The sequence below is a fragment of the Vibrio sp. JCM 18905 genome, from assembly GCF_055393305.1.
On record NZ_AP043878.1, the window covers coordinates 788,683 to 813,569 of the forward strand.

Genomic DNA, 24,887 nt, shown 5'->3' on the forward strand with positions numbered 1-24,887 from the left:
CTTGAGGTTATTCTTTGTGCAGGCGAAATTTGGAATAATGAGAGAAAATATACGTCCATTACATCCGGTATAAACTGGCTTGGTTAGAATAATCATGGAGTTAAATCAAACTCCAATTATTTTTGTTTTGGAATAATTTATTTAAAATTTTTGAGGTTTTTGTTGTGTCAGTTATCAATAAGATAGTCGCGAGGCGTACTCAGCTTTCGCAAAGTGGTCGTTTGGTCGGCGATTGGATTGTTGAAAACGCAGAAAAGGCGGCGCTGCTCACCAGCCAAGAACTTGCGGCGCAAGTAAAAGTGAGTCAATCGAGCATTGTGAAATTTACTCAGCGTATCGGCTTTAAAGGTTACAGCGAGTTTAAATTAGCTCTGAATGAAGAGATTGGCCGTAAGCATGCGATGCAGTCGACACCGCTGCACAGTGATATTTTGGCTGACGACCCCATTGCGGTTATTTCACAGAAACTGGTGAAAGCGAAAACCGATGCTATGTTTCAAACCACCAATACGCTGTCTTACGAAGCGTGTCACCAAGCGGTGAAATGGTTGAGTGAAGCGCGTCGAGTGCAAGTGGTCGGGATTGGGGGCTCTGCACTGACCGCGAAGGATTTAAGCTTTAAACTGCTTAAACTTGGTATTACGGCGCTTTCTGAACAAGACAGCCACGTGCAGATTGCTGTTGCCCGCACGCTCTCTCCAGAAGATGTTCAGATCGCAATCTCGTTTTCGGGTGAGCGCAAAGAAATTCTCGTCGCGGCAGAAGCGGCAAAAGAGCAGGGCGCGAAGGTGATTGCGTTATCTGCTCCTGGGAGAAGCCGCTTGCGCGGTATTGCCGATATTACGTTTGATACGATTGCCAATGAAACGGAACATCGCAGCTCATCCATTGCTTCACGCACCGCGCAAAACGTGATCACCGATTTGCTGTTTATCATCTTGGTTCAGCAAAGAGACGACAGTGCCCGTCAGTTGATCAGCGATATCAGTACCGACATCAAACAGATCCTCACATGATCGCTTGTTTAACAGCGGACTAGAGATCCGGATCGTGCCTCAGCAAAGCAATAAAAGCAGAGAGATGTTTTTCAATGGTGAGATCGGCAGAAATCGCGGGCAATTCCAACGTGATGCAAGGTAAATCACGTTCACTACACCAAGTGCCGAATGAGCCGGGTGTTTCGTAGTCGACATCGTCAACGATTGGCAGTTGGAACTGCTCGTGGAGCCATTTGGCAAGGTTGGAATGTTTGGGATCATCTACAAACGCAAGCGGTTCATGAAACGACACCACAAACTTTGGCTTGCGCAGTTCAATCAAGTTAATTAATGCGCTAACTTCTGGCTCTAGCTGGTTTTTAGTGCCAGTTTTCACTTTTACGTCTCGAACGGGTGTGTGAGAACTCCATCGATACACTGTGCCATGCTCAGTCCAATTTTGGGTTGGAAACGCGCGATTGAGGTCCACTTGGTTTGCATTTGCGCGTGTGCCTAGCTGGTTGCCGTCCGGATTCAGTGACAGAATCACATCATGTCGTAAGTTTTCAGCAGGCAAGCTTCTTAGCGCGCAGGACAAACCTGCAATCGAGGCCGTCTCATCCCCGTGAGTGCCTGCTAAAATCAAACCTCGCGAAGCACTTTCGACTTGTGCCGGAAAATACAGTAATGGCGCACCAAGCACGGATTGACCGTATATTGTTGGCCGAATTAAAAATGCCGCTCTTTCCGTTCTTGGAATTAGACTCACCGTAATCTCCTGATTGATGAAGTAGTATCAATATCTAAGCTAATTAAACCTAGCTAAACCGAACCGTTTAAACTCGTCAACGGTTGAAATGTTAATTGTGGCACTTGCTTCACAAGACGCGTTAGGAGAACGAAAAACGATATGGATTTTAAAAAACATTCAACGGCGTTGCTGATTTCCTCTTTATTCACCCCTTTTCTTGCTACATCGGTTGCTGCGGAGACCTTACCTAAAGGCATTCAACTTGCCGCAGAACAGCATTTAGTACGTGCGAATGACGCAGAGGCGGCGACGCTTGACCCAGCGAAAGCCGAAGGTCTGCCAGAAATGCATGTGATTCGTGACTTATTTGAAGGGCTTGTGATTCAAGATCGTGACGGAAATATCATTCCCGGTGTGGCAGAATCATGGGAAACCAAGGACAACCAAACCTTTGTTTTTCACTTACGCAAAGACGCAAAATGGTCGAATGGCGAGCCTGTGACGGCGGATGATTTTGTCTATTCACTGCGCCGAGCGGTAGATCCGAAAACCGCTTCTCCAAATGTTTGGTATCTCAAACTCACCAAGATCAAAAACATCACCGATGTAGCAGAGGGCAAAAAGCCTTTGGACGAGCTCGGTATCAAGGCGGTAGATAAATACACCCTACGTTTTGAGTTGGACATTCAAGTGCCGTACTTTGTTGCCATGACTGGGCACACGTCCATGATGCCAGTGCATCAAGCGACAGTGGAAAACCGCGACAAGCCGTGGAGCGATCCAGACCAATTTGTTGGCAATGGTTCATTCACATTGGATAAGTGGGTCGTGAATGAGCGCATTGAACTGGTTAAGAATCCAAGTTACTGGGACAGCGCAGATACGCATTTAAACAGAGTGACTTACATTCCGTTTGAAAACCAAAACGCGTCGATCAATCGTTATGCGGCAGGAGAGCTGGATATCACGTCAGATGTGCCGACTCATATGGCGCAGAAGCTTAAACAAGATTACAAGCAGGCTTACACGGTGGTGCCATTACTGTGCACGTATTACTACGCGTTCAATACCACTCGTCCGCCATTTGATGATGCGCGAGTGCGTCAAGCGGTGTCGTACTCCATCATGCGTGATGTGATTACGAATGGTGTCACGCAAGTGGGCAACCTTCCTGCTTATACCTTTGCGCATCAGTACACCGCCGGGTTTGATGCGACGCCGCCTGAATACAGTAAGTGGAGTCAGCAACAACGTGACGAGAAAGCGCGTCAGTTGTTAAAAGAAGCGGGTTACAGCAAAGACAAGCCGCTCGATTTTAAATTGCTGTACAACACCAGTGAGGCAAACAAATCGATCGCGGTTGCGATAGCGTCGATGCTACAAAAAAATCTCGGTGCAAACGTGGAGTTAGAAAACCAAGAGTGGAAGTCGTACTTAGTGGCGCGTAAACAAGGCAATTTCGATGTGATGCGTGCTTCCTGGTGCGGTGATTACAATGAAGCGTCTACTTTCCTGAGCTTACTTCGCTCAGGTTCTTCGGGTAACTTTGCACGTTACAGCAATGCAGCGTACGACAACGCGATGAACAGTGCATTGGCTGCAACTAATGAGAAAGCGCGCCAAGGATTTTACGATCAAGCTGAACAGTTGCTGGCGACAGATATGCCTATCGCGCCAATCTATTACTACATGCAAGCACGTTTGGTTCGTCCAACCGTGGGTGGCTTTGCAAAGAATAACGTAGAAGGGCGCATCTACTCGAAAGATCTCTACATCAAGAAGTAGCGCTCAAAACAAGCGATAAACAGAAGCCCCGAAGATGTGTCTTACGGGGCTTCTTTTTATTGTTAGCGAGCGGAGAGCTTGTCCACTAGCATTGCGACTCGTTTGCCAAGATACTCCGCCGTTGCAACATCAGAGGCATGCAACTTACCATCTTCACCACCTTGTGCAACAATACCACCTTGTACACCATAACGATTCAGGTTTCGCTCCCCAGAATTGCTGATCTTATCCAATCCGACCCACATCATACCGTGCTGGTAAGCGAAGGTTTGTAGATATTGTAATGTGCAAGATTGGTCGCCATTCATTGCCCCACCACTGGTAAAGCCAGCCGCGATTTTGCTCGCCCATTTTTGGTAATACCAAGATTCACTGCTTGCATCTGCAAATGCTTTAAACTGCGCTGCTACACCGCCCATATAGGTCGGTGAGCCAAAGATAATCGCATCACACTCAGCAAGTTCATCCATTAGTTTAGGGTTCACAAAACGTCCCTCAATAATCTCACTGCCTTCAATTCGGTGAGAGAGGATTTCACATTCATCTTGCTGCTTAATGCCTTGTTGTTCAACGCCTGCGGCAATCGCGCGAGCAAGCTGACCAGTAACGTCGGTTTTAGAGAAATAAATAATCGCAATTTTGGACACAATGGTTCCTTTTTTCATTGTTGATTTTTAATCGTGCGACTAAGGCTAAAACCTCAAGCTAAGTTGAGGTCAAGAAGAGATTTGAGATAGATAAAGTACGAATTGGTATCTAAAGAGCTTTCTTATAGGGTAAGTCGACGGCATAACTACAGTGAATGCAACGACGATGAATGTCGTGTATAAAAGCGTTAAAGGAAGATCTTAAAGATGTAGAAAACTCTCTTGGAAACAATGATAAAGGTACCGATGCTAGTGATGATTAATAGGCGGAAAAATAGATTAAAATATGTAAACTCAGACCTGATCCAAGGCGGGAAAAGTACATTTCATCGTTTCTTAAGGCGAGGGATTATTATCATTATGGTAGGAGGCCTTTCTACAGCCTCTTCCACGGTATTTGCACACTTTATAGGGGGGATGTTTGATGTGGATATGAATGTTCATCCAGAGAGCTTAGAAGAAAAAGTGCATGCACTACTTTTTGTTTCGGTCAGTCTTGTTTTTTACCTCTTTTCTGCCCTTATCTCGCTAAATATTAGTGGGTGGCTCATAATGAAGCTAAAAATATAAGCTTAACTAAAACCATGTCCTTGTATTTTAAGGAAGATGGAACTAGTGACGATTTTTTCTTTGCTTGCACCATCTCTATTTTTTGTATTTATTTAAGGTTCGTAAAGAAGAAGCTTACTTTGGTTAAAGTGGCGCTTTTGGTTTCGGCGATGTGTCATGTGTTTATCATGAAAGAATACAGCGGTGACCTTTCAGTTTATACGTTTTGTCTCTTCACTGTTGTTCTCCATTAACTTTGGGTTATTTGTGACTACCAAGTGATATTAAAAAGCCGATGTAGATACATCGGCTTTTTAGTGGGTTATTTCTTTCTGCGAGTATAAATCCGAGATTTTGCTTTACTTGGCTCTGGCTTGTTTTTTGCCAGCTTTAGCACTGCTTTTTGCAAAATCTGGTTGTTTGGGTAAGTGATCAAGTTACCGTTGTCGTGCTTAATTAACACGTGAAACATGCTGATTTCTTGAATCTCACCGCAGATGTCTTCATCTTTGTCTACGACTTTAATTCGGTCACCCACTCGGTATGGGAAGACAAAAAAGATCAAAAAGCTGGCAGTGATGTTGCTCAGAATTGACCACTGCGCAATAAACGCCACACCCAATACGGCAAAAATGGACGATAGGAACAATGACACATCGCCATAGCCAATCCCGGTGATAATGGCAAAAACAGACGCGGTTAAAAATAAAAGCACGACGTTAAAACAACGCTGAATAAAACTCAGGCGGGCCTTTTTTACACCTTTTGAGGTCGCTAAGTTTAAAATGGCTCGATTGACGATTCTCTTCAGAATGCGATAAGCAATCAGGACAATAATGCCCATTAAGACTTTGTACCCGAGAGAGCCTGCGGTGAAATACTGGCTCACTTGATCTAGATGGATCCAATCATTCATTTCTTCAACTCGACGATATTAAGAAAACCGCTGTTATAGCTGATTTTCTGATGTAAGTAATCACAAATTTTCTCTCTCCATTTTTCGTCTCTCTACCTAGGAACTTCGCCCTAGAGCCTACGGAGAGTTGTAGAGTTTTATCAATAGTGTGCAGAGCTTTGCTTCTGTTTGCGCTCACCGCATATATTCAACCAAAGTTGATGCGGTTTTAAAGTGTTTAATGTTTGAGCTGTATCTCATATCCGGTATTGTATGAGGCTAGGAGCGTATAAACGTGCTGAATATGATTTTTGTCCTGATAACCTAAGACGTGTTGAGTGAAATGGCTTGCTAGGATATCTATCAAATGGAAGAAGATGAAAAGGCGATTATGATGTTGGTCGTGATTGTGGGGCTAGTGTTCGTTTGGATAGCGCTTGAAGAGCTTAACTATCTTGGATTCTCAATAAAATAAGCCCCGTTAAACATGAGTCAAACGGGGCCTTTCTCTTTTCTAAATGCTAATTTCGGTTAGCTAACCGCACGTACTTTGCCTTGCTTTAGGTCATTCAGCACTTGCGCTTTAGGACCATCAGCAATGATGCTGCCTTTCTCCATCACAATTACTCGATCAACGATGTCGAGCATCGACGTTTTATGCGTAATCAGTATCAATGTTTCGCTCGGTTTGAGCTGAGATAGCTGGTGCTTAATATGCATTTCAGAGCGGTTATCCATCGCGCTGGTTGGTTCATCCATAAGTAGGACGGGAGGACGGCCCAAAAATGCACGAGCGATCGTGACGGCTTGACGTTGACCACCAGAAAGCATCGCACCACCTTCACCTACTTGACGTTCTAAACCAGCTGGATCCGATTGTGTAAATGCGGTCACGCCTGCACGGTTTGCTGCATCAAGCACGTCTCGGTCATCGGTTAGTGGACGACCCAAGGTAATATTGTCGCGAATCGAACCGAAGAATAGATTCGAATCTTGAGGCACACAGCCGATGTTACGTCGAACATCAACGTGGTGAAGCTGTGCAATATCAGTATCATCGATACGTACGTGCCCCTCTGTTGGCTTATACAAGCCCATAATCAAGCGCTCTAACGTTGTCTTACCCGAACCAATCCGACCGATTATCGCGACTTTTTCTCCAGGATTTATCGTGAGAGAAATGTTACGTATAGACGCGACAGGAGAGTCTGGGTAATGAAACGTTACGCGATCAATTTCAATCTTACCTTGGATGATTGGGCGATGGATGTAGCGTTTCCCTTCTTCTTGCTCGTCTGGCATTTCCATGACTTGATTGATAATCGTCATAGAAGACTTCGCTTGGTTGTAGCGCGTTGAGAGCAGAGACAGCTGAACCAAAGGCCCTATGGCGCGACCACTCAACATGGTTGCGGCGATTAAGCCACCCATAGTGAGCTCGCCCTCTGCAATCAGATAAACACCGAGAATGATCATCCCAACGTTACTACTTTGCTGCACGAAGCCTGCCGCATTCTGGATGCTGTCGGTAATGCGGCGGCTTTTGATGTTCCAGTTCGCCATGTGCGCCACCGCTTCTTCCCAACGGTATTGGAATTGGCTTTGCGCGCTGAGCATTTTTACGGTTTCTAGCCCCGCTAGACTCTCAATTAAGTTGGCGTATTTTTGCGATGCTAAGCGTGACCCCTCCTCTATAGAGCGACGTAGCGGTCCTTGAATCAGTAGTGAATGAACAATCAAAATGACTACGCCGACCATTGGAACATACACAAGATCGCCAGCCATTAGCCATATAATCACCAAGAACAGAATGGCAAAAGGCAGGTCAATTAGGGCACTGACGGTTGCAGACGTGAAGAATTCTCGAATAGATTCAAACTCTTGAAGATGGCGAGCGAATGCGCCGACTGAAGGCGGCTTGGACTCCATTCGGATGCCCATCACTTTGCTGAACAGTTTGGAGGAAATCAGAATGTCAGACTTTTTTCCTGCGACATCAATAAAGTAGTTTCTCAACGATTTGAGTATGAAATCGAATAGAAAGACAACAAAGATGCCGCTTGCCAATACCCATAAGGTTTCAAACGCGAGATTCGGTACCACTTTGTCGTACACCAAGCGAGTGAACAGCGGGGCGGCAACGGCAAAGAGGTTGATGAGAAGTGAGGCGATTAAAACATCGCGGTAGATACGTTTTGACTGCCACAAGGTTGACCAAAACCAGTGACCTTCGTTGGTTTTGAGCACCTCGGGAGAGCGCTCATCGAAACGGAATTGCTTTTTAACTAAAAAGTAGCGACCAGTGTACTGCTCAAGTAGGTCTTCTAATGGAATGGAGATTGGCACCATTCCACTTTCTAAGGTGGTGACTTCGGCTTCGCGTGTCTCCGCGTTAATGCTGTTGAGAACGCATGAGTCACCGCCTTTAAGAACTAAGATTGCCGGCAGAATCAGGCTGGAGATGTTCTCCAGCTCTGCACGGTTTTCCTTGGCAACCAATCCGGCCCTTTCCGCTGCTCTTGGTAGCAAAAATGGAGTTAGCTTGCCGTCTGAAAGCGGAAGGCCATTGACCAGCGCTTCTGGCGAGTTAGCTAACCCATAGTAACGGCTAACGTAGATGAGCGAATTCAGTAAAGGGTCTTTCATCTGTGGTAAACCTTTTTATTCCTTGTCGACGATGAATCCTTGGAATACCTCAACAAAATGCTCGGTGAGGAAGTCCAACTGGATTTGAGTTTCAATACGCGACGCGATAGTCGTAATGCCTAGGTTATGGGCAGTACGAGAAATCGACGTTAGCGTGAATTTCTGTTTTTCGTCGTGTAAGTTGTGTGTGAATAGGTAATCGAGCTTCACATAGTTAGGGCGGAACTCTTGGATGTACTCCAATGATTGGAAGTTACGTCCATAGTTATCTACGCCAAACTCAGCCCCGGATTGGCGAATGGCATTACATAACAGCGCCGTGTGGTGAGGCTGATCAATAAAACACTCTTCTGGAATTTCAAAGTGTAGCTTAGAGGCCACTTTTGCGTGTTTTTCCAACATGCTGGTGGTCCAGCGAATGAACGATGGCTGAGACAAGCTGCTTTGCGCAATATTGATCGCGACAGGATCGGTTAGCTCGCCACTTTCCAGCATCTTAATCATCGACTCAATAACGTATTGGTCGAAAATATTGGTGGCGTCTAGCTGCTCTAGTGCGAATAAATATTGGTTGGCACGGAACGTTTCGCCCTCTTTTTCGATGCTTGAGAACACTTCGTTATGGAACACTTTACCCCAAGTGTTCTTCGCTGCTTGGAAGCGGAATTTAACCCAATCGCTATGAATCGCTTCTTCAACCAGCGCTTTCCACTGCTGTTTACCCATTAAGTTAGAAGGTGTGTCACTGCCGATAAAGCCGTAAGCTTTGTCTGGTTGAGCTTTGGCTTTCGAGAGCGCATTATCCACCATAGATAAGATTTCAGAGCGCGTTTTTTGGTCTTTACTATGCGCAACACCTAAGGCTGCTTTTGGTTTGGCTAGACCGGTTGGGTCAGTGTTCAACCCGTTAACGCAGTTCACGATGCTGTCCGCCAAAATGCGTAGTTCGCTTTCATCCATGTGTGGGAAAAGCAGGCCAAACTCATCACTAGACAGGCGCGCAATGGTAGCTCCCGGCACATCAATGGTGTTCTTCAGACGTTGAGACAGTTCTTTTACGTGGGCATCGGCGCGTTGGTAGTCTTTTGTCTCGTAAATGTCACCAATGTATTCTGCATGGAGTAGCGCGATACCCCCTTGCGTTTGCTCTGCAAGCCATTGGTCTATTTGGTTGATGTAGAACGAGCGATTACCCAGTTTGGAGATAGGGTCGAGGTAAGCTTGAGCACGCAGTCGTTGTGCCTCTTTCGCTTGCTCTTTGAATGACAGCTCAATTTGAGCAGACATCATGTTAATGCCATCTACCACCGCGATCAGATCTTTAGTTCTTGGACGAGCAAGTGGTTCACCAAATTGGTTATTAGCGATTTCATGCATTTTCTTCACGATGGCCGCTAATGGTTTTAGTGAGCGACGGAGGATGTACGAAATCGCAATTAAACCAGCCAGGAAAATGACACTGAATGCAGATAACAAACCAATAAAGCCTTGCCAGAGCTGCTCGTAAGCTGCTCCTGGGTGGCTAATGATTTCCACTTCAGCAAGTTGCATCCAACCACTGGTTACTACGCGCTTATCGTGAATGGCTTTGAATAGATTCATGTCGATAAACCATTGTGGCACCGTACTTGGTTTAACCGGGTAAGTGCGCACGATTTGGTAGTCAGAATCTAAAGCGGTAAGGCGAACAACCGAGTAGGTGCTGCCGTCAAACAGAGCATTAATCACGGATTCTACCGCGACTTTATCTTTGTCTTTAAGGTAAGGAGCCAATGCCAAACCTACGGTGTTAATGGTGTTGTTGACCTCTGAACGTTGCTGTTGTTCCAAGCTGTCTCGAGTCGTGTTGAATTGGATTACGAATACTGATGCCAACAAGAGTATAAAGACCGTAACCATTCCCACTACAAGCTTCTTATATAGGGTCATGTTTCTCACTCGTCATAGTTAATTTTAGGTTTATTTAACTGCAACTTACGTTCGCGCGAGCGTAAGTCATTCCAAAGGCTCAACCGTGATGCTTTCCCTGCCAGCTCTCCAGTGCTAGCAGAAGACTTCATCAACCACAGGTTTGTACCATTAAAACTGTATATCGGTAGCAAGTCGCTACGTTTAGAGGCTCGGACAATATCAGGGTTGATATTGTCGAGAATGAGCGGCTCAGAGCTTGGGGTTGGGTAGTAAGCTAATACCATGTGAAACTGATTCAGTTCGATGGCTTTTACGTAGATCAAACGCATCTTAGAATCTGGTATTCCTAGCTCGAGTAACGAGAAGTACTTGGCGATGGTGAAATCCTCACAATCCCCTGCATTACTCCCTAAAAATTCGAGTGGCGTAGCCCAATAATCTGTCTTTCCCCACAGTTTTATGTCGTCAACAAAATACAGCTGGTTAAAAAAGTCGTTGACGCCAGCGAGCTGTTCATGTGTCTCTAATTGTTTAAATAAGTCGAGGTTTTTTCGCCATGTATTTACGCGCAATCCCGCACGTTCGCCGTACACCGCTGTGACCGTATTGACCCATTGTTGTTCTTTACTGCTTAACGCACCAATTTGGAACGAAAAACAACTTAAACTGATTAATAATGTAACTTTACGCTTCAAATTGGATCGCATATTCGACTCATATCACAAGTATACTCTTCTAAAGGGTTCGTCAGTGAGAAACAAGTGCTTTTTATTTAATCACTTATCGCTCAATACTCGCCGTTGTGAGTACCTTGGTGTGATTTACTCCTTCAAGGCGTTCGTTTTGGCACTTAAAATCGGTTTAAGTAGATATTCCAAAACGGTTCGCTTCCCTGTGATGATATCGACCGATGCCGTCATTCCTGGAATGATTGGTAAATCTGCATCTTGACCAAAATTCGTTTTATCGGTGCGGACACGAACGATGTAAAAGCTATTTCCTTCTTCATCTTGGGTTGTATCTGCGCTGATGTGCTCCAATTCACCCTCTAAGCCGCCGTACTTAGTGAAGTCGTAAGCCGTAAACTTCACGATGGCGTGTAGGTCTGGGCGCAAAAATGCAATGTCTTTTGGCGCAATTTTCGCTTCTACTAATAACGTATCTTCAGTTGGTACAATTTCGACGATATCCATGCCTGGCTGGATAACACCCCCAACGGTGTTGATGTTCAGCGTTTTGATTTTGCCTGTTACTGGCGAGTTCACAACGGTTCGATTGACTCTATCTTCTAAACCCACAGCTGATTCAACCAAGGCAGATAACTGGTCTTGGGCGCTGTTGAGTTTCTCTTGCTGTTCAGAGCGGAATTTGAGCGCAACATCAATGCGATTAAGCATGGATTCTCGAATCGCTGACTTTAATACCGGGATTTTGAGCTCACTGGAAGTCATTTCGCGGCGGGTGTCGTTGACTTGGCGTTGTAACTTGAGTAATTCAATACGAGGCACAACACCTTCATCAGCCAACGGTTTGGTGATGTCTAATTCTTTCTTCGCATATTGATAGCTTTGACGTAAGTTCCTTACTCGCGCTTCAATCTCTACTAAGTCCTGCTGCTTTTGCTGAACTTGTTGGTCAATCACCGAAAGTTGGTTGCGTAAATTGTCTAAATCTTCGCGGTATTCTGCTTTCTGGCGCTGAGTGAGTTTCGGCTGAGTTTCTTCTAAAATTGGTGGAAAGGTCAGTTTGCCATAATCGAGTACTACGCTTTGGCGCCAGTTTTCCGTTTCAAAATCACGATTCACGGCAACACTGTTGATTGAAGCTGAGAGTTGCAGCACAGACGCAGTTAGGTTGGCAACTTGTTGTTCACGCTCACGAAAATCAGAGCGAAAGCGAGTGTCATCGATAAGAAGTAACTGCTGACCTTTTTCAACCAACTGACCTTCTTTGACTAAAATTTCTTTGACTAAGCCACCTTCTAAGTTTTGGACAACTTGAATCTGTGAAGAGGGAATGACTTTTCCCTGACCAACAGTGACCTGGTCTATTTCAGCCCAAGACGCCCAGCCTATTGCAGCAATAAAAAACAACACCATCACCCAGAGCATCAAACGTGCGCTGTTGGGGGTGTTGAGGAGCAATGCTGCAGTTTTGTCGTCAACAAAATCCAACTCTTCATTGTTGAGTTTGTTGTAGTTATCTCGGCTCATCACAGTCCCTGCTTATATAAATGCTGATTATCTTTTTGATCTTATTATTATTAACCGATCATGTCAGTATGCTCGGCGAATAAAAATATGAGACGAAGACCATTCTCTCTCCGAATGAGCGTTTTCAATGCTTCTCTAGCAAAAGAAAAGTGGAGATACCGTCAGAGTATGGCTATTGCGCCTTGAACTTGGTTTTATCCAACTGATGTTTTTTTAGTTTGTCGTACAAGGTTTTGCGTGATACCTGTAATTCTAGTTGAACCTCTTTGAGTCTGCCTCGGTGTCTTTGTAGTGCATCGAATAATAAGCAATATTCAAAGTATTCTGTGCGCTGAGTCATACTCTGAATTTCGATACTTTTTTCACTGTTCCAATCTTCCATTCGGAAGGTATCTGGCTTGAGTGCGCGAAGTTCTGCAAATTGGCGCAGCTGCTTTATATTCTCTGGCCATTCTAAATCGGTCAGATGTTTGACTTCTTCTAAGCTAATGTGTGGCGGTTGAAGCTGATAACGGCTCGCTGCGTGGCGTACAAAATGCTTGTATAAAGGTCCAATGTCTTCTTTTCTTTCATCGAGTGTCGGCAAGTGAATTAGAGTAGCCAGGGCTTTGATAGACGGATCGACTTGGGTTGTTGCACCAAAAACACGCTCAAGTTTCGGGTGGTTAAATAAGCATTGCCATTGTTCATATGACACATGCTCAGCACTATGTAAGTACAAGCTGCAATGGCTTTTTCCTTCAATCAAGCGATGTATGGCTTTATCGAGGGCTTCTAATGAAAGCTCATAGAGATCCTCACCAGAAGCGGCGATTAACTCGCTGTCTGGCGTTGCATGTATGTCGTGGGCAAATTGTGCGGCGAGCCGGCGACCTGTGCCATCTTGACCAACAAAAATGAGCGGTTGGTTCGTTGGTGCGCTGATCAAAGCGCGACGAATGCTCACCATGGCTTTACTGTGACCAATCATTTTCGGACCAACGTGAGTTTGCATGTCGAGCTCTTTTTTAAGCCAGATGTTTTCCTGCAATAGATTCAACTTATCGCCAGCGTTATTGAGCGACTTCATAAGTTGTTCCGTTGAAAAAGGCTTTTCGAGAAAGTCGTACGCGCCGCTTTTCATCGCATCTACCGCGGTTTTCACATCTCCATGTCCGGTAAGTACGATAAATTGAAAGTGATCGTTTTTACTTCGCAACGTTCGCATGAACTCCAATCCATCCATCACGGGCATATGGATATCGGTGATGATGATCGCTGGCGTATTTGGGTCGATAACGCGTAAGGCTTCCACGGCGTTTGGTAAGCAGGTGACGTCTATCCCTTCAATAAGCAGTGCTTGAGCGACGGCATCACGAATATGTGGTTCATCATCAACAAAGAAAACGGGATTATTCATGGTTGTTTTCCACTTCTGGGTTGCGTTGGTTTTGGATAGCGATTGGCAGCGTCACGATAAAGGTCATGCCTCCTGCTTGTTGTTCCGTGTTCTGATGTTTATAAGCACTGAGTGAACCGTGATAGCTTTCTAAAATGCGTTTGGAGATGGTCAAACCTAATCCTAAGCCCTCTGGCTTAGTCGTAAAAAATGGGTCAAAGACTTTTGCTAGGGCTTCGTCCGACATGCCGGGCCCGTTGTCAGAAACAAGAATGTCACAGCTGTCATCATGACACTGAACGGCAATAGATATTTGCGGATCAATGCAGTAGTTTTCCATCGCTTGTGCAGCATTATGGAAGAGATTGATCAGAACTTGCTCTAACTCAACGCTGTGAATTGCTAGCTTCACATTATAATCGATAGCTGGGACTTTTAATGTCACCCCTTGTTTAATGAGTTTGTTGCTCAAAATGCTGGTGGCAGTATGTACTGCGTCGTGCAGTACCGCGATTTCATTGTGTGAATCGTGCGTGGCTTTCCGAGTGAAGACTTTTAAGCGTGCGATCACTTCCGAAATGGTGTCATTGAGTGTTAGCATTTTGCCCAAGTTGTCGGCGACCATTGGGTATTTTTCCATTGCCAACAAACGCTGCGAGTTTTCGGTATAGGTTCTTAGTGCGGAAAGTGGCTGATTTATCTCATGATTAATACTGGCAGACAGCTCACCCAATAATGCTAATTTCGCGGCTTGGGTCAACTCTTGTTGCGTTTGTTTGAGCTCTTGCTGGCTTTGCTCATATTGGCGGATGGTCTGTTGTAGCTTTTGGTTGGCTTCACTCAGCACTAGTGTCCGTTGCACCACTTTTTCTTCTAGGCTCACATTAAGGTCGGCTAGGCGTGCCTTGTTCACGAGTGTTTGGAACCACGCCAACGCAATCAGCGCAATGAGCGCATATAGAATCAGGAAGACGATATCAGCCTGTAAAACGGCGGCAAGGACGGTGTTGTGGTTTATCAAGGCAACGACGCGAAATCCTTTATCCAATAAATGTGTCGCGTATGCGAGGTAATTGGGTGAGAGGAGCAATTGATTATCAGCAAACTCGCTGACGCCACTTTGTGCGGTAAGCTGACCAAAATACTCTGGTAAGGTATCGCCATACTGACGCGTTTCGGTAAGCTCGTTTATCGCACTCGGTGACAGCGGGAAGAGTGCACGATAGCGCCAGTTAGGCAAATTGCTCATAAACACGACATTGTGTTTATCCGTGATGAGTACGTCCGTCGTGGTTTGCGAAAGACGCTGTTCTAACTGCTCCAAATTCACTTTTACCGTGATCACGCCAACGACTTCCTCATTTACCCAAAGCGGAGATGAGAAGAAGTACCCACGTTTATTTGAACGAACGCCTAACCCGACATATTGAGCAGGTTCACCGCGTCGCGCATTTTTAAAATAGGGACGATAGCTAAAGCTGGAACCAACAAACGTATCTTCTTGCTGAAAGTTACTTGAGGCAATGACCAACCCTGTGCGGTCATGAACGTAAATCGTATCGGCCAAACTTTGTTTCAACCAATCTGCTAACAATAGGTTGAGCTCGTGAGAGGGCGCTCCGCGTTCTACTGCTTTGAGTAATCTCGGATCGTGACTTAATAGGTTTGGTATCTGTTCAAACTTTGCCAGCTCGTAGTCGACTTCTTGCGACACTTGCGCTGCTTGTCTCTCTAGCTTTTGTTGCCACTGATCATGTTGGTATTGAGTTGCGTAATGATGAGTAAGCGCGAGCCCTGAAATGCCAACGGCACACAGTAGCAATAGAAAATGGCGTAGGGCTTTAGGGTTGAGTAAGTTCACGATCAGCTCACTGGTTTTTTGTGTCATGGTATCAAATGACACACTGTGATGCTGTGAGCGGCAACGATAACAAGCACAATGATGTCCTTGTATTTCCTCAGTATCGGGAGCACAATCGACAAAAACGAGTGAAGGAGTAAAGATGGAACTTGCTGATATTCGTCGTGAGTACACCAAAGGTGGGCTACGTCGTAAAGATTTGAAAGCTGATCCTATTGATCAATTTAATCTGTGGCTAGAGCAAGCAGTTGAAGCGGGTTTAACGGATCCGACTGCGATGACAGTTGCAACGGTTGATGAAAATGGCATGCCGTTTCAACGCATTGTTCTATTGAAAAACGTCGACAAAAATGGCTTTGTATTTTACACCAACCTAGGCAGTCGCAAGGCCCAGCAGCTTGAGCATAACTGCAATATTAGTTTGCACTTCCCTTGGCATCCGTTAGAGCGCCAGGTTCATATTACTGGTGTGGCGGAAAAGCTCACCGCAGTAGAAAATATGAAATACTTTACTTCTCGTCCAAAAGAGAGCCAATTAGCCGCAATCGCGAGCAAGCAAAGTAGCCGTATTTCTGCTCGAGGCGTATTAGAAGGTAAGTTTTTAGAGCTAAAACAGAAATTTGCTAAGGGTGAAATACCGGTTCCAACCTTTTGGGGTGGTTTTCGCGTAAAACCACAGAGTATTGAGTTTTGGCAGGGTGGTGAACACCGTCTTCATGACCGCTTTCTTTTCTCCCAACATGATGGAAGTTGGGACATTGACCGTCTTGCGCCATAAACTCTCTTGCCTCATGAATAAACGAACACCGCCCACTTGGGCGGTGTTTTTGTAGGTGGAAAGTGGCGTGAATTATCGCTCTCCATTCAACACTACCGATAATTGATGCTTAAGCAGAGTTTTGGGTACAACAGAGCCGTAGCCAGCTTCCATTGCTTTATCTATTAGTTCGTTCTTGCTGTTCGCTGCAAACTTATTACGTAAGCGTGCGACGTGACCTTCAACGGTTTTTGTTGATATGCCCATGACCTGAGAGATGAATTGTGGCTTCTTGCCGTAGAGCAAGAGGAAAAGCGTTTCTTGCTCGCGACATGTGAGCTTCTCAGGTTTTGGTTGTAAATCAGAGAAACGAAAGATGGATTGCTGATTAGGGTTGGTGCTGATTGCACGACAAACCCAATACCCAACTTCAATCACGGCGGTGTCGGTGAGCTCTCTTCCGTAGAAAATGGTCCCTACGATGTTACCATTGTCATCTCGCCACGGTGTTTTAGTAAAGATATGCGCTCGCCAGCGGCCATCTGGATAAGGGTGGATATCAAGAATTTTGAGTGACTCACCAGTTTCGATGACGTGTTTATCTTGGCGTTGAAATTCTTGTGCACATTCAGTGGTTGGACTTGCCATCTCAAAATCAGTTTTACCGACGCACTCCTCGGGCGACGTGTGTCCCAACAGTTCTGCGTATTCCTGATTTACGTAGCGGAATACCGAATCTTTATCTTTGCATCCCCAACAACCTGGAAGCTGTTTAAGGAGGGATTGTTCTATGGTATCGACTGAAATATTCACAAAAGGACTCACTACATACTGCTTTTACCAATACAGAGACGTCCGTGTTGCGTTGTTAATATTGACATTGCCAAGTAGGCAGTCACGTTGCTAGAACACGTTCGTTGATTGGCGCTCAATCCAATTAAGTTCATGGTGTTCGATATTTTCGTCACACAGTGATAAACAACAACGAAATTGAACGAAGAATTTAATTGGGAAAATGGTCTGTTTCATTACAGATATGTGCGCTCACGGATGTCCGCCTGATGTTCGGCTTACAACTCGTATCGTCCTTGATCATGCTTCCTACAACTCAGTTGTAATTTAGTTGGCGTTCATCATCGAGAGGGAGAACGGCGCCTAAGTCATATGAGAGGGACAGTGAGACGAAAGCTATAATATCAGCTTATGCCATTGTTTTCATTGTTGAGAAGCGAAAAAAAAGCCAGCCTGAAGACGGGCTGGCAACACAAGATATAATCTTGTCGACGTGTAGAAGAGGTTCTAAATTACCTAGCGAGGGTCTGCTAAGTAAGTTAGAGGTATCAATGAGATACCGAGAGCTTTAGATCGTATGCATCTTAAAGCTCGAGGACTAATGTATTGAATCAGAAGCATATTAGTAAGGGGGGAAATCCCTCTATGTTGATTTCAAGAGGTGGCTTTGATCTGTTTATGAGGCGATTTATCTATTTTGAACCGCAGTGTTCTACCAAATAACGGATTGTTCGGTAACAAGGATCTTTATATCTATTGGTTATGTATACGTAAGGTGCTTCTATCTATCCGTTTTTGTTAATAAAATTGGTTGCTCATTGACCGTAAGTTAACCTCGCATGATCATCGTTCCGGAACTATGATCATGTAAACGAACTTGATCATGCTGTTTTGATCTTGTGCGATTGAGTTGGGGAAAAGTTGCAACCCAACAAGGAAGGTATATGATGCCAAGACGTAAGCTGACCGTGTAAAGACGACTGTTTAAAATGAGTGATTCAGATAACCCCAAAGCCCTGCCATATCAAGAGATTATGCTGCCTAAGCCAGCAGAACTGATCACACTTCCGTCTTATATGGATTGCCATGATCATTCTTACACACAGATCGTGATTGGTTTAAAAGGACAAGCCGAATTTGAAGTGCGTGGACGAGGTAATCTTGTCGGTCCTGGCCAAGGTTGTGTGGTAACCGCATGCTCTGATCATGCTTTCGGTGGCGTTATTAACCAATCGGATATTTTGGTGTTGAATATGCCAAAACCGACAAATGATGATCCTGAAATGCTGCAGAAAATCAATAATCTGGAGAGAGACCATGTCTACTTTCAGTTAGACGGTCAAATTCAGAAGCTGATACAGATGTTGGTTCAGGAAATGCGAAACCATCCGGATGATCTGCTGTTAAGTCGCGCGTGCAACGACACTGTGATTGCACTGATGCAGCGCCATATCTCGGCATTTGAGACTAGCCGAAAAGAGTCACGCTTTGATTTGGAGGCGATTGATCGCTACATCGAGCAGCACCTTAGCCATAAAATCAGTGTGGCTCAGTTAGCGGGACGAGTGTTTCTTGGGGAAAGTCAGTTCCATTGCTTGTTTAAGGAGCAGATGGGGATTACACCTCATCAATATGTTCTCGGAAAGCGTATCGACATGGCTCGTGAATTAATCGAGCAAGGCCACCTTTCTTTAGGGCAAATTGCCGAATTCACTGGTTTCTCAAGCCAGAGTACGTTTACTCATACTTTTACTCGCTTACAGGGAATATCGCCATCCCGCTATAAAAAACAAGTTGGATAACAACGCGTATTTTTAGGTCAAATTAGCAGCAATCAGAACAAAACCATGCAATATGCATGGTTTTTTTGTGTTTTATTCACGTGACCTATCTCTCGTTTTGTTAAATTCTCTGTCCTTTGGTGTGACTGATATGCCACTTGATCCTACATTTTCTCTTAGAACGGACGCTTCACAAAAATCTTATTGATATTCTTGACATTTTGTTGTGATTGCAATGAAAAAATTAAAATTTACAACACAAAATATTACCTATTTGAATGTGACTATGTGGATGTTTTGTTATAAAAGCGAGTTTTTGGCAAAAATGTCGTAGTTTTTGACAAGTATTCTTATCGGCCTCAAAATACACTGCCAGCCATTGATAATCCTCGAAGCGGTTTTCGAGGAGTGAGATTGAGGAACACACATGTTTACAGCTACGAACGTGTTGACACCGGAATTTATCGGGCAGCCGCTTGATAAGTTGTGGTCACTGATCTCGCCATTGTATATGGTGGACGAGTCTCAATGGCTAGAGCAACTATTGCCACTAGCGACGCCGACAGAGGATGAAAAATCGGCGATCACTACCCAAACGACCCAACTTATCGAAGCCATTCGTGCCGATAAGAAGTCAATCCAGATGATTGATGCTCTATTGTTGGAATACAGCTTAGATACTCAAGAAGGTATCTTGCTGATGTGTCTTGCAGAAGCATTAATGCGCATCCCAGATGCCGCGACAGCAGATTCTTTGATTAAAGATAAGTTGAGCGTCGCAGACTGGAAATCTCACCTGAAAAACTCTGACTCTGTGTTTGTTAACGCATCAACATGGGGCCTCATGCTAACAGGTAAAGTGGTTGGTCTTGGTGAGCAAGGCACCCAGAGCCCAGGTCAGGCTGTAAACCGTCTGGTAAATAAATTCTCTGAGCCTGTGATTCGTAAAGCCATGTATCAGGCAATGAAGATCATGGGTCACCAGTTTGTTCGTGGTCGTACGATCGAAGAAGCGCAAAAGAATGGTCGCCCAATGCGCGACAAAGGTTTCACCTACTCATTCGATATGTTAGGTGAGGCGGCGTTAACCACAGCCGACGCGAACAAGTACTTCAAAGATTACCTAATGGCGATCGAAGCGGTAGGTCGAGAGACTTACGGCAATGACACCAGTCCTGCGCCTTCGATTTCCATCAAGCTTTCTGCATTACACCCGCGCTACGAAGTCGCAAATGAAGAACGTGTAATGACAGAGTTGTATGACTCACTAATGCAGCTATTGAAACGTGCAATTGAAGTCGACGTTGCAATCACAATCGATGCAGAAGAAGCGGATCGCCTTGAGCTTTCTCTGAAGCTATTTGAGAAAGTGTACCGTAGCGATCTTGTGAAAGGTTGGGGCAAGTTTGGTTTGGTTATTCAAGCCTACTCAAAACGTGCTCTACCAGTCTTGGTGTGGCTAAACGCACTCGCAAAAGAGCAGGGTGACCTTATTCCGCTGCGTTTGGTTAAAGGCGCGTACTGGGACAGCGAAATCAAGTGGTCTCAACAAGCGGGTTACGCTAATTACCCGGTATACACTCGCAAAGAAGCGACGGACGTTGCGTACCTAGCTTGTGCTCGTTTCCTACTTAGCGAAGGTGTTCGCGGTAATATCTACCCGCAATTTGCAAGCCACAATGCCCACACGGTGACGGCAATCGCCGTTATGGCTGAGCACAAAGAGTACGAGTTCCAGCGTCTACATGGTATGGGTGATTCACTGTATAACCATGTTATGGAAATGTATGGTCAGCCAGTACGTATTTACGCTCCTGTCGGTAGCCATGCTGATCTTCTTCCGTACTTGGTTCGTCGTCTGCTGGAAAATGGCGCAAACAGCTCGTTTGTACATCGATTGGTTGATGCGCGTTGTCCGATTTACGAGTTGACTCATCACCCTGTTGATGTGTTGACGGGGTTTGACACGCTACACAACGACAAGATCCCATTACCTGCCGACATCTTCCCTGAGCGTAAGAACTCATACGGCGTCAACATTGATATCGACAGTGAGGCAAAGCCATTTGAAGCGCAAGTAGAAAGCTTCATGGACAATCAGTGGGTTGCAGGCCCGATGATCAATGGTGAGCGTTTTGCCGAAAGCATGATCAAGGAAAATGCGGCTGAGATCATCACCGCACCGTACGATCGCCGAATTGAAGTCGGCAAGGTGGCATTTGCAACACTTGATCATGTTTCCGCTGCAATTGATGCGGCGCAAACTGCTTTCTCTGATTGGAAAGGCGTTCCTGTTGAGCAAAAAGCGGCTTGTTTAGAAAAGCTTGCTGACTTAATGGAAGAAAATCTGGCTGAGCTGGTGGCGATTTGTCACAAAGAAGCGGGCAAGACGATTCACGATAGTATTGATGAAGTTCGTGAAGCAGTGGATTTCTGTCGTTATTACGCGAAACAAGCGCAAAACCTACAGCCATTTGAGCTAGAGGGTTTTGACGGTGTGAAACGCATTTCTAGCCGTGAAGGTCTTGGTGTGTTTGTATGTATTAGCCCTTGGAACTTCCCTCTGGCTATTTTCCTTGGTCAGGTAACGGCAGCACTGATTGCAGGTAACACAGTGGTTGCAAAACCTGCTGAGCAAACAAGCTTAATTGCCGCTCGCGCTATTGAATTAATGCTTGATGCGGGTTTCCCTGCTGGTGTGATTCAGTTACTTACTGGTCGCGGCGCTGAGATCGGCCATGCACTGACTTCTCATGATGCCATTGCTGGTGTGGCATTCACTGGTTCAACGGCAACTGCGCAACGCATTAACGTCACGCTTGCGGAGCGCAGCGCGAAACCGGTTCCGTTTATTGCGGAAACAGGTGGTCAAAACGCAATGATCGTGGACAGTACTGCATTGCCAGAGCAGGTGGTGCGTGATGTGATTCGTTCAGCGTTTGCATCTGCCGGTCAGCGTTGTTCTGCCCTTCGTGTTCTATTTGTACAAGAAGATGTAGCAGACCGTATGATCAACCTGATTCAAGGTGCGATGAATGAGCTGCATGTTGGTTTACCTTACCTACACAAAACGGATGTTGGTCCGGTTATCGACAGCAATGCAAAACAAAAACTCCTTGCTCACCTTGAGCAAATGAGCAAAACACAGACTAAAGTCGCTCAGCTACAGCTGGATGAATCGTGCCAGCATGGTGACTTTGTCTCACCAAGTGCGTTTGAAATCTCGGGCATCGATGTGCTGAAAGAAGAACAATTTGGTCCAATCTTGCACATTGTTCGCTTTAAAGCGTCTGAATTACCGAACGTGGTTGCGCAGATCAACAAGACGGGTTTTGGCTTGACGATGGGTATCCATAGCCGTAACGAAACCACGTACCGTTGGATTGAGAAACATGCTCGAGTAGGTAACTGCTACATCAACCGAGACCAAGTTGGTGCTGTGGTTGGTGTACAGCCGTTTGGTGGTCAAGGCTTGTCGGGTACTGGCCCGAAAGCTGGTGGTCCACACTACCTATTCCGCTTTACTCAACATCTTCTTGCTCAAGCAGAAAACGCATAAGGAGTCGCATTATGGTTCATCAGATCACCTATTTTAAAGATGCATTCTCTGCGTGGGAGCAGTGGAATCTGACTGATTTTGATTACAAATGCGAGCATGTTCTGGCATTTAAATCTGCATTAGAAGGGCAGCAGTCTACCGTTGCCAAAGTGGTTTCTTACCACTTGCAACAAGCATCAACTCTTCTTGCAGAAACTCACCAGTTAGTTGGCCCTACAGGGGAAACTAACGAACTGTATGCCGCAGGACGCGGTGTGGCTTTGGTGATTTGTGAAAACAACATCGAGCCTGCTGATAATGCGTTATACAGTGCTTTTGCAATGATCACCTGTGCCTTAATTGCAGGCAACAGCGTGGTCGTTTGCAGTGACAATGCAGAGCTAAACCAACTGGTTAAGCAAGCTGTAGCGTTGGCAAACTTCCCATCTAACTTAGTCCAGGTTGTTGCGTACGATGCGTCTGCCCCGTTGCTTGAGAGCGATGTACGTAGTGTGGGTTATGTTGGGCGTTCACAGGTTGAGCATGCGCTCAATCTTCAACTAGCTAAGCGTGACGGTGCAATCGTCGGCTTAGTTTCTGAAACGGATTTAGAGTCACCGAAATTGGCTCATGATCCTCATCTCTCGTTGCGCTTCATTACCGAGCGCACTCGAACGATAAATATTACCGCGGTGGGTGGTAACGCGACTCTACTCGAGTTGGGGAACGAAACTCACTAACCTGACTTGTGATACCAATCTGGAGTAACTGGACTGAGAGCCGGTCCAGATTGGTTTCTTATACTCTGATGTATTGCTGAGACGGTAAAATATCAGGGCAGGCAAGGAAGGAAATAATTATAACGAGGACTATCTAATGATAGAAAATAGCTTTGCTATCACGTCCACTTTTGTGGCGTATTTACTGATTATGGTTGCTATTGGCGTTTACGCGTATAAGAGGACTTCCAATTCATCTGATTACTTCCTAGGTGGCCGTAGCCTAGGTCCGTGGCCTGCTGCATTATCTGCAGGTGCTTCAGACATGAGTGGTTGGTTGCTGCTAGGCTTGCCTGGCTATGCGTACGCTGCGGGTATCGAGGCCTTCTGGTTAGCCGGCGGTCTACTTCTTGGTACATGGGCAAACTGGCTCATCAGTGCAAAACGCCTACGTACCTACAGTATCCAAACTGACGCGTTAACGTTGCCAGAGTTCCTGTCACGTCGCTTCAACGATAAGTCGAAACTGATCCAGACAATCTCTGCGTTTTTCATTCTTCTATTTTTCCTTTTCTACACCAGCTCAGGTTTGGTCGCAGGGGGCAAACTGTTTGAGACGGTATTCGGTCTAGATTACACCTACGCTGTTATCATCGGTACGGTGTGTGTGGTTTCTTACACACTATTCGGTGGTTTCCTTGCGGTATCTTGGACTGACTTAGTGCAAGGTCTGCTAATGGCGGCTGCGCTAATGATTGTTCCTGTTGCTGTTATGGACGGTGGTCTAGGTCAGCTAACTTCTGATCTGCATGACATCAACCCAGAACTTGCAACGCTATGGAATGACGCCAAAGGCGAACCACTGTCTGCGATTGCTATCATCTCTTTAGCGGCATGGGGTCTTGGTTACTTTGGTCAGCCACACATCCTAGCGCGTTTTAAAGCGTCTCGTTCAAACAAAGATCTAACGACTGCACGTCGTATCGCTGTGATTTGGACTGCACTATCTATGGTTGGTGCAATGCTTGTTGGTCTTGTCGGTCTGGTTTGGGTTACGGGTCATCCGGGCACTCAACTAGAAGATGGCGAGAAGATCTTCATGCTATTGGTTAACGCAGTATTCCACCCTGTCGTTGCGGGTATGTTGTTAGCAGCAATCCTCGCGGCGGTAATGAGTACAGCAGACTCACAGCTTCTTGTTTCATCTTCAGCGCTTGCAGAAGATTTCTACAAGCAAGTATTCAAGCCAGAAGCCTCTTCTGAAGAAATTGTAATGATTGGCCGTATCGGCGTTATCGTGATTTCTCTTGTTGCGCTATTCCTAGCAATGACACCAGATAGTTCAGTACTTGGTCTTGTTTCTTACGCTTGGGCTGGCTTCGGTGCTGCATTTGGTCCTGCGGTTGTACTTAGCCTTTACTGGAGCGGTATGAACCGTAACGGCGCACTAGCAGGTATCCTTGTTGGTGGTATCACTATCGTAGTTTGGAAGCAGCTAACTGGCGGTTGGTTTGATGTGTATGAAATCGTACCGGGCATCATCTTCTCTACGCTTGCTATCATTGTGGTAAGTAAAGCAACGGGCGGTGCTGCGCAAGACGTATTAGACCAACATCAATCGTACGAGAAGAAACTAGTTGAACTAGACTAATTACTTCCTTTACGAACACAAAGCCCGCTTATACAG

At 45.5% G+C, this 24,887-nt stretch carries 18 protein-coding genes; 8 read left to right on the forward strand and 10 right to left on the reverse strand.

The window, feature by feature from the left end; genetic code table 11:
* The first annotated feature begins 164 nt into the window (after positions 1–164).
* Entirely contained in the window at positions 165–1,016 is an 852-nt protein-coding gene (locus ACZ5ZC_RS03490; protein WP_033907250.1) for a MurR/RpiR family transcriptional regulator, read from the forward strand.
* A gap of 19 nt (positions 1,017–1,035) precedes the next feature.
* Here the strand turns inward: ACZ5ZC_RS03490 and mpaA are convergent, their stop codons facing one another.
* Positions 1,036–1,746, reverse strand: coding sequence for a murein tripeptide amidase MpaA (gene mpaA / locus ACZ5ZC_RS03495; RefSeq protein WP_464931779.1), 711 nt, complete (start codon positions 1,744–1,746; stop codon positions 1,036–1,038).
* A gap of 141 nt (positions 1,747–1,887) precedes the next feature.
* Between mpaA and ACZ5ZC_RS03500 the strand changes: the two genes are divergently transcribed.
* Positions 1,888–3,513, forward strand: coding sequence for an ABC transporter substrate-binding protein (locus tag ACZ5ZC_RS03500; RefSeq protein ID WP_464931780.1), 1,626 nt, complete (start codon positions 1,888–1,890; stop codon positions 3,511–3,513).
* Between the two features lie 62 nt (positions 3,514–3,575).
* Here the strand turns inward: ACZ5ZC_RS03500 and ACZ5ZC_RS03505 are convergent, their stop codons facing one another.
* On the reverse strand, positions 3,576–4,160 hold the full coding sequence (locus ACZ5ZC_RS03505; RefSeq protein WP_054866761.1) for a flavodoxin family protein: 585 nt from the start codon (positions 4,158–4,160) through the stop codon (positions 3,576–3,578).
* A 231-nt stretch (positions 4,161–4,391) separates the two neighbouring features.
* Between ACZ5ZC_RS03505 and ACZ5ZC_RS03510 the strand changes: the two genes are divergently transcribed.
* Positions 4,392–4,730 (forward strand): hypothetical protein, encoded by a 339-nt coding sequence (locus tag ACZ5ZC_RS03510; RefSeq protein WP_150918138.1) that lies wholly within the window; start codon positions 4,392–4,394, stop codon positions 4,728–4,730.
* Positions 4,731–5,031: 301 nt separating this feature from the next.
* On the opposite strand, the gene ACZ5ZC_RS03515 is transcribed toward ACZ5ZC_RS03510, so the two are convergent.
* From ACZ5ZC_RS03515 to ACZ5ZC_RS03545, 7 genes are all read right to left on the reverse strand, one after another.
* The gene (locus ACZ5ZC_RS03515) at positions 5,032–5,625 is read right to left on the reverse strand and encodes a mechanosensitive ion channel family protein (protein ID WP_054866762.1); all 594 of its coding nucleotides are present in this window, start codon (positions 5,623–5,625) and stop codon (positions 5,032–5,034) included.
* A gap of 510 nt (positions 5,626–6,135) precedes the next feature.
* Complete coding sequence (locus ACZ5ZC_RS03520; protein ID WP_006740888.1) at positions 6,136–8,250, reverse strand: type I secretion system permease/ATPase; 2,115 nt, start codon at positions 8,248–8,250, stop codon at positions 6,136–6,138.
* A gap of 15 nt (positions 8,251–8,265) precedes the next feature.
* Positions 8,266–10,179 (reverse strand): bifunctional diguanylate cyclase/phosphodiesterase, encoded by a 1,914-nt coding sequence (locus tag ACZ5ZC_RS03525; RefSeq protein WP_031780239.1) that lies wholly within the window; start codon positions 10,177–10,179, stop codon positions 8,266–8,268.
* A 5-nt stretch (positions 10,180–10,184) separates the two neighbouring features.
* A complete protein-coding gene (locus ACZ5ZC_RS03530; protein WP_005392134.1) occupies positions 10,185–10,868 on the reverse strand; it encodes a transglutaminase-like cysteine peptidase in 684 nt (227 codons plus the stop codon).
* A gap of 114 nt (positions 10,869–10,982) precedes the next feature.
* Positions 10,983–12,374: an HlyD family type I secretion periplasmic adaptor subunit gene (locus ACZ5ZC_RS03535; RefSeq protein ID WP_203347777.1), complete on the reverse strand. Its 1,392-nt coding sequence runs from the start codon at positions 12,372–12,374 to the stop codon at positions 10,983–10,985.
* A 172-nt stretch (positions 12,375–12,546) separates the two neighbouring features.
* Positions 12,547–13,773 carry a sigma-54-dependent transcriptional regulator gene (locus ACZ5ZC_RS03540; RefSeq protein ID WP_054866765.1) on the reverse strand — a complete coding sequence of 409 codons (1,227 nt, stop codon included), beginning with the start codon at positions 13,771–13,773 and terminating at the stop codon, positions 12,547–12,549.
* Complete coding sequence (locus ACZ5ZC_RS03545) at positions 13,766–15,640, reverse strand: sensor histidine kinase (protein ID WP_464931809.1); 1,875 nt, start codon at positions 15,638–15,640, stop codon at positions 13,766–13,768. Before ACZ5ZC_RS03545 ends, ACZ5ZC_RS03540 begins: the two co-directional genes overlap by 8 nt.
* A 115-nt stretch (positions 15,641–15,755) precedes the next feature.
* Between ACZ5ZC_RS03545 and pdxH the strand changes: the two genes are divergently transcribed.
* Positions 15,756–16,391 carry a pyridoxamine 5'-phosphate oxidase gene (gene pdxH / locus ACZ5ZC_RS03550; protein ID WP_054866767.1) on the forward strand — a complete coding sequence of 212 codons (636 nt, stop codon included), beginning with the start codon at positions 15,756–15,758 and terminating at the stop codon, positions 16,389–16,391.
* Between the two features lie 72 nt (positions 16,392–16,463).
* On the opposite strand, the gene ACZ5ZC_RS03555 is transcribed toward pdxH, so the two are convergent.
* On the reverse strand, positions 16,464–17,183 hold the full coding sequence (locus ACZ5ZC_RS03555; protein ID WP_005392144.1) for a helix-turn-helix transcriptional regulator: 720 nt from the start codon (positions 17,181–17,183) through the stop codon (positions 16,464–16,466).
* A gap of 968 nt (positions 17,184–18,151) precedes the next feature.
* Between ACZ5ZC_RS03555 and ACZ5ZC_RS03560 the strand changes: the two genes are divergently transcribed.
* From ACZ5ZC_RS03560 to putP, 4 genes are all read left to right on the forward strand, one after another.
* Positions 18,152–18,964, forward strand: coding sequence for an AraC family transcriptional regulator (locus ACZ5ZC_RS03560; RefSeq protein ID WP_005392148.1), 813 nt, complete (start codon positions 18,152–18,154; stop codon positions 18,962–18,964).
* A gap of 406 nt (positions 18,965–19,370) precedes the next feature.
* Entirely contained in the window at positions 19,371–22,502 is a 3,132-nt protein-coding gene (gene putA / locus ACZ5ZC_RS03565; RefSeq protein WP_006740881.1) for a bifunctional proline dehydrogenase/L-glutamate gamma-semialdehyde dehydrogenase PutA, read from the forward strand.
* Positions 22,503–22,513: 11 nt separating this feature from the next.
* A complete protein-coding gene (locus ACZ5ZC_RS03570; RefSeq protein ID WP_006740880.1) occupies positions 22,514–23,221 on the forward strand; it encodes a 1-pyrroline-5-carboxylate dehydrogenase in 708 nt (235 codons plus the stop codon).
* A gap of 136 nt (positions 23,222–23,357) precedes the next feature.
* On the forward strand, positions 23,358–24,851 hold the full coding sequence (gene putP / locus ACZ5ZC_RS03575) for a sodium/proline symporter PutP (protein WP_193447572.1): 1,494 nt from the start codon (positions 23,358–23,360) through the stop codon (positions 24,849–24,851).
* The last annotated feature ends 36 nt before the right edge of the window (positions 24,852–24,887 follow it).

Bases quoted from the DNA above. Each gene is read 5' to 3' on its own strand.
- ACZ5ZC_RS03525 (WP_031780239.1), bottom strand. From the start codon at position 10,179: ATGACCCTATATAAGAAGCTTGTAGTGGGAATGGTTACGGTCTTTATA.
- ACZ5ZC_RS03535 (WP_203347777.1), bottom strand. From the start codon at position 12,374: ATGAGCCGAGATAACTACAACAAACTCAACAATGAAGAGTTGGATTTT.
- ACZ5ZC_RS03540 (WP_054866765.1), bottom strand. From the start codon at position 13,773: ATGAATAATCCCGTTTTCTTTGTTGATGATGAACCACATATTCGTGAT.
- pdxH (WP_054866767.1), top strand. From the start codon at position 15,756: ATGGAACTTGCTGATATTCGTCGTGAGTACACCAAAGGTGGGCTACGT.
- ACZ5ZC_RS03560 (WP_005392148.1), top strand. From the start codon at position 18,152: ATGAGTGATTCAGATAACCCCAAAGCCCTGCCATATCAAGAGATTATG.
- putA (WP_006740881.1), top strand. From the start codon at position 19,371: ATGTTTACAGCTACGAACGTGTTGACACCGGAATTTATCGGGCAGCCG.
- ACZ5ZC_RS03570 (WP_006740880.1), top strand. From the start codon at position 22,514: ATGGTTCATCAGATCACCTATTTTAAAGATGCATTCTCTGCGTGGGAG.
- ACZ5ZC_RS03510 (WP_150918138.1), top strand. From the start codon at position 4,392: ATGATAAAGGTACCGATGCTAGTGATGATTAATAGGCGGAAAAATAGA.
- ACZ5ZC_RS03530 (WP_005392134.1), bottom strand. From the start codon at position 10,868: ATGCGATCCAATTTGAAGCGTAAAGTTACATTATTAATCAGTTTAAGT.
- ACZ5ZC_RS03520 (WP_006740888.1), bottom strand. From the start codon at position 8,250: ATGAAAGACCCTTTACTGAATTCGCTCATCTACGTTAGCCGTTACTAT.
- ACZ5ZC_RS03515 (WP_054866762.1), bottom strand. From the start codon at position 5,625: ATGAATGATTGGATCCATCTAGATCAAGTGAGCCAGTATTTCACCGCA.
- ACZ5ZC_RS03500 (WP_464931780.1), top strand. From the start codon at position 1,888: ATGGATTTTAAAAAACATTCAACGGCGTTGCTGATTTCCTCTTTATTC.
- putP (WP_193447572.1), top strand. From the start codon at position 23,358: ATGATAGAAAATAGCTTTGCTATCACGTCCACTTTTGTGGCGTATTTA.
- ACZ5ZC_RS03545 (WP_464931809.1), bottom strand. From the start codon at position 15,640: ATGACACAAAAAACCAGTGAGCTGATCGTGAACTTACTCAACCCTAAA.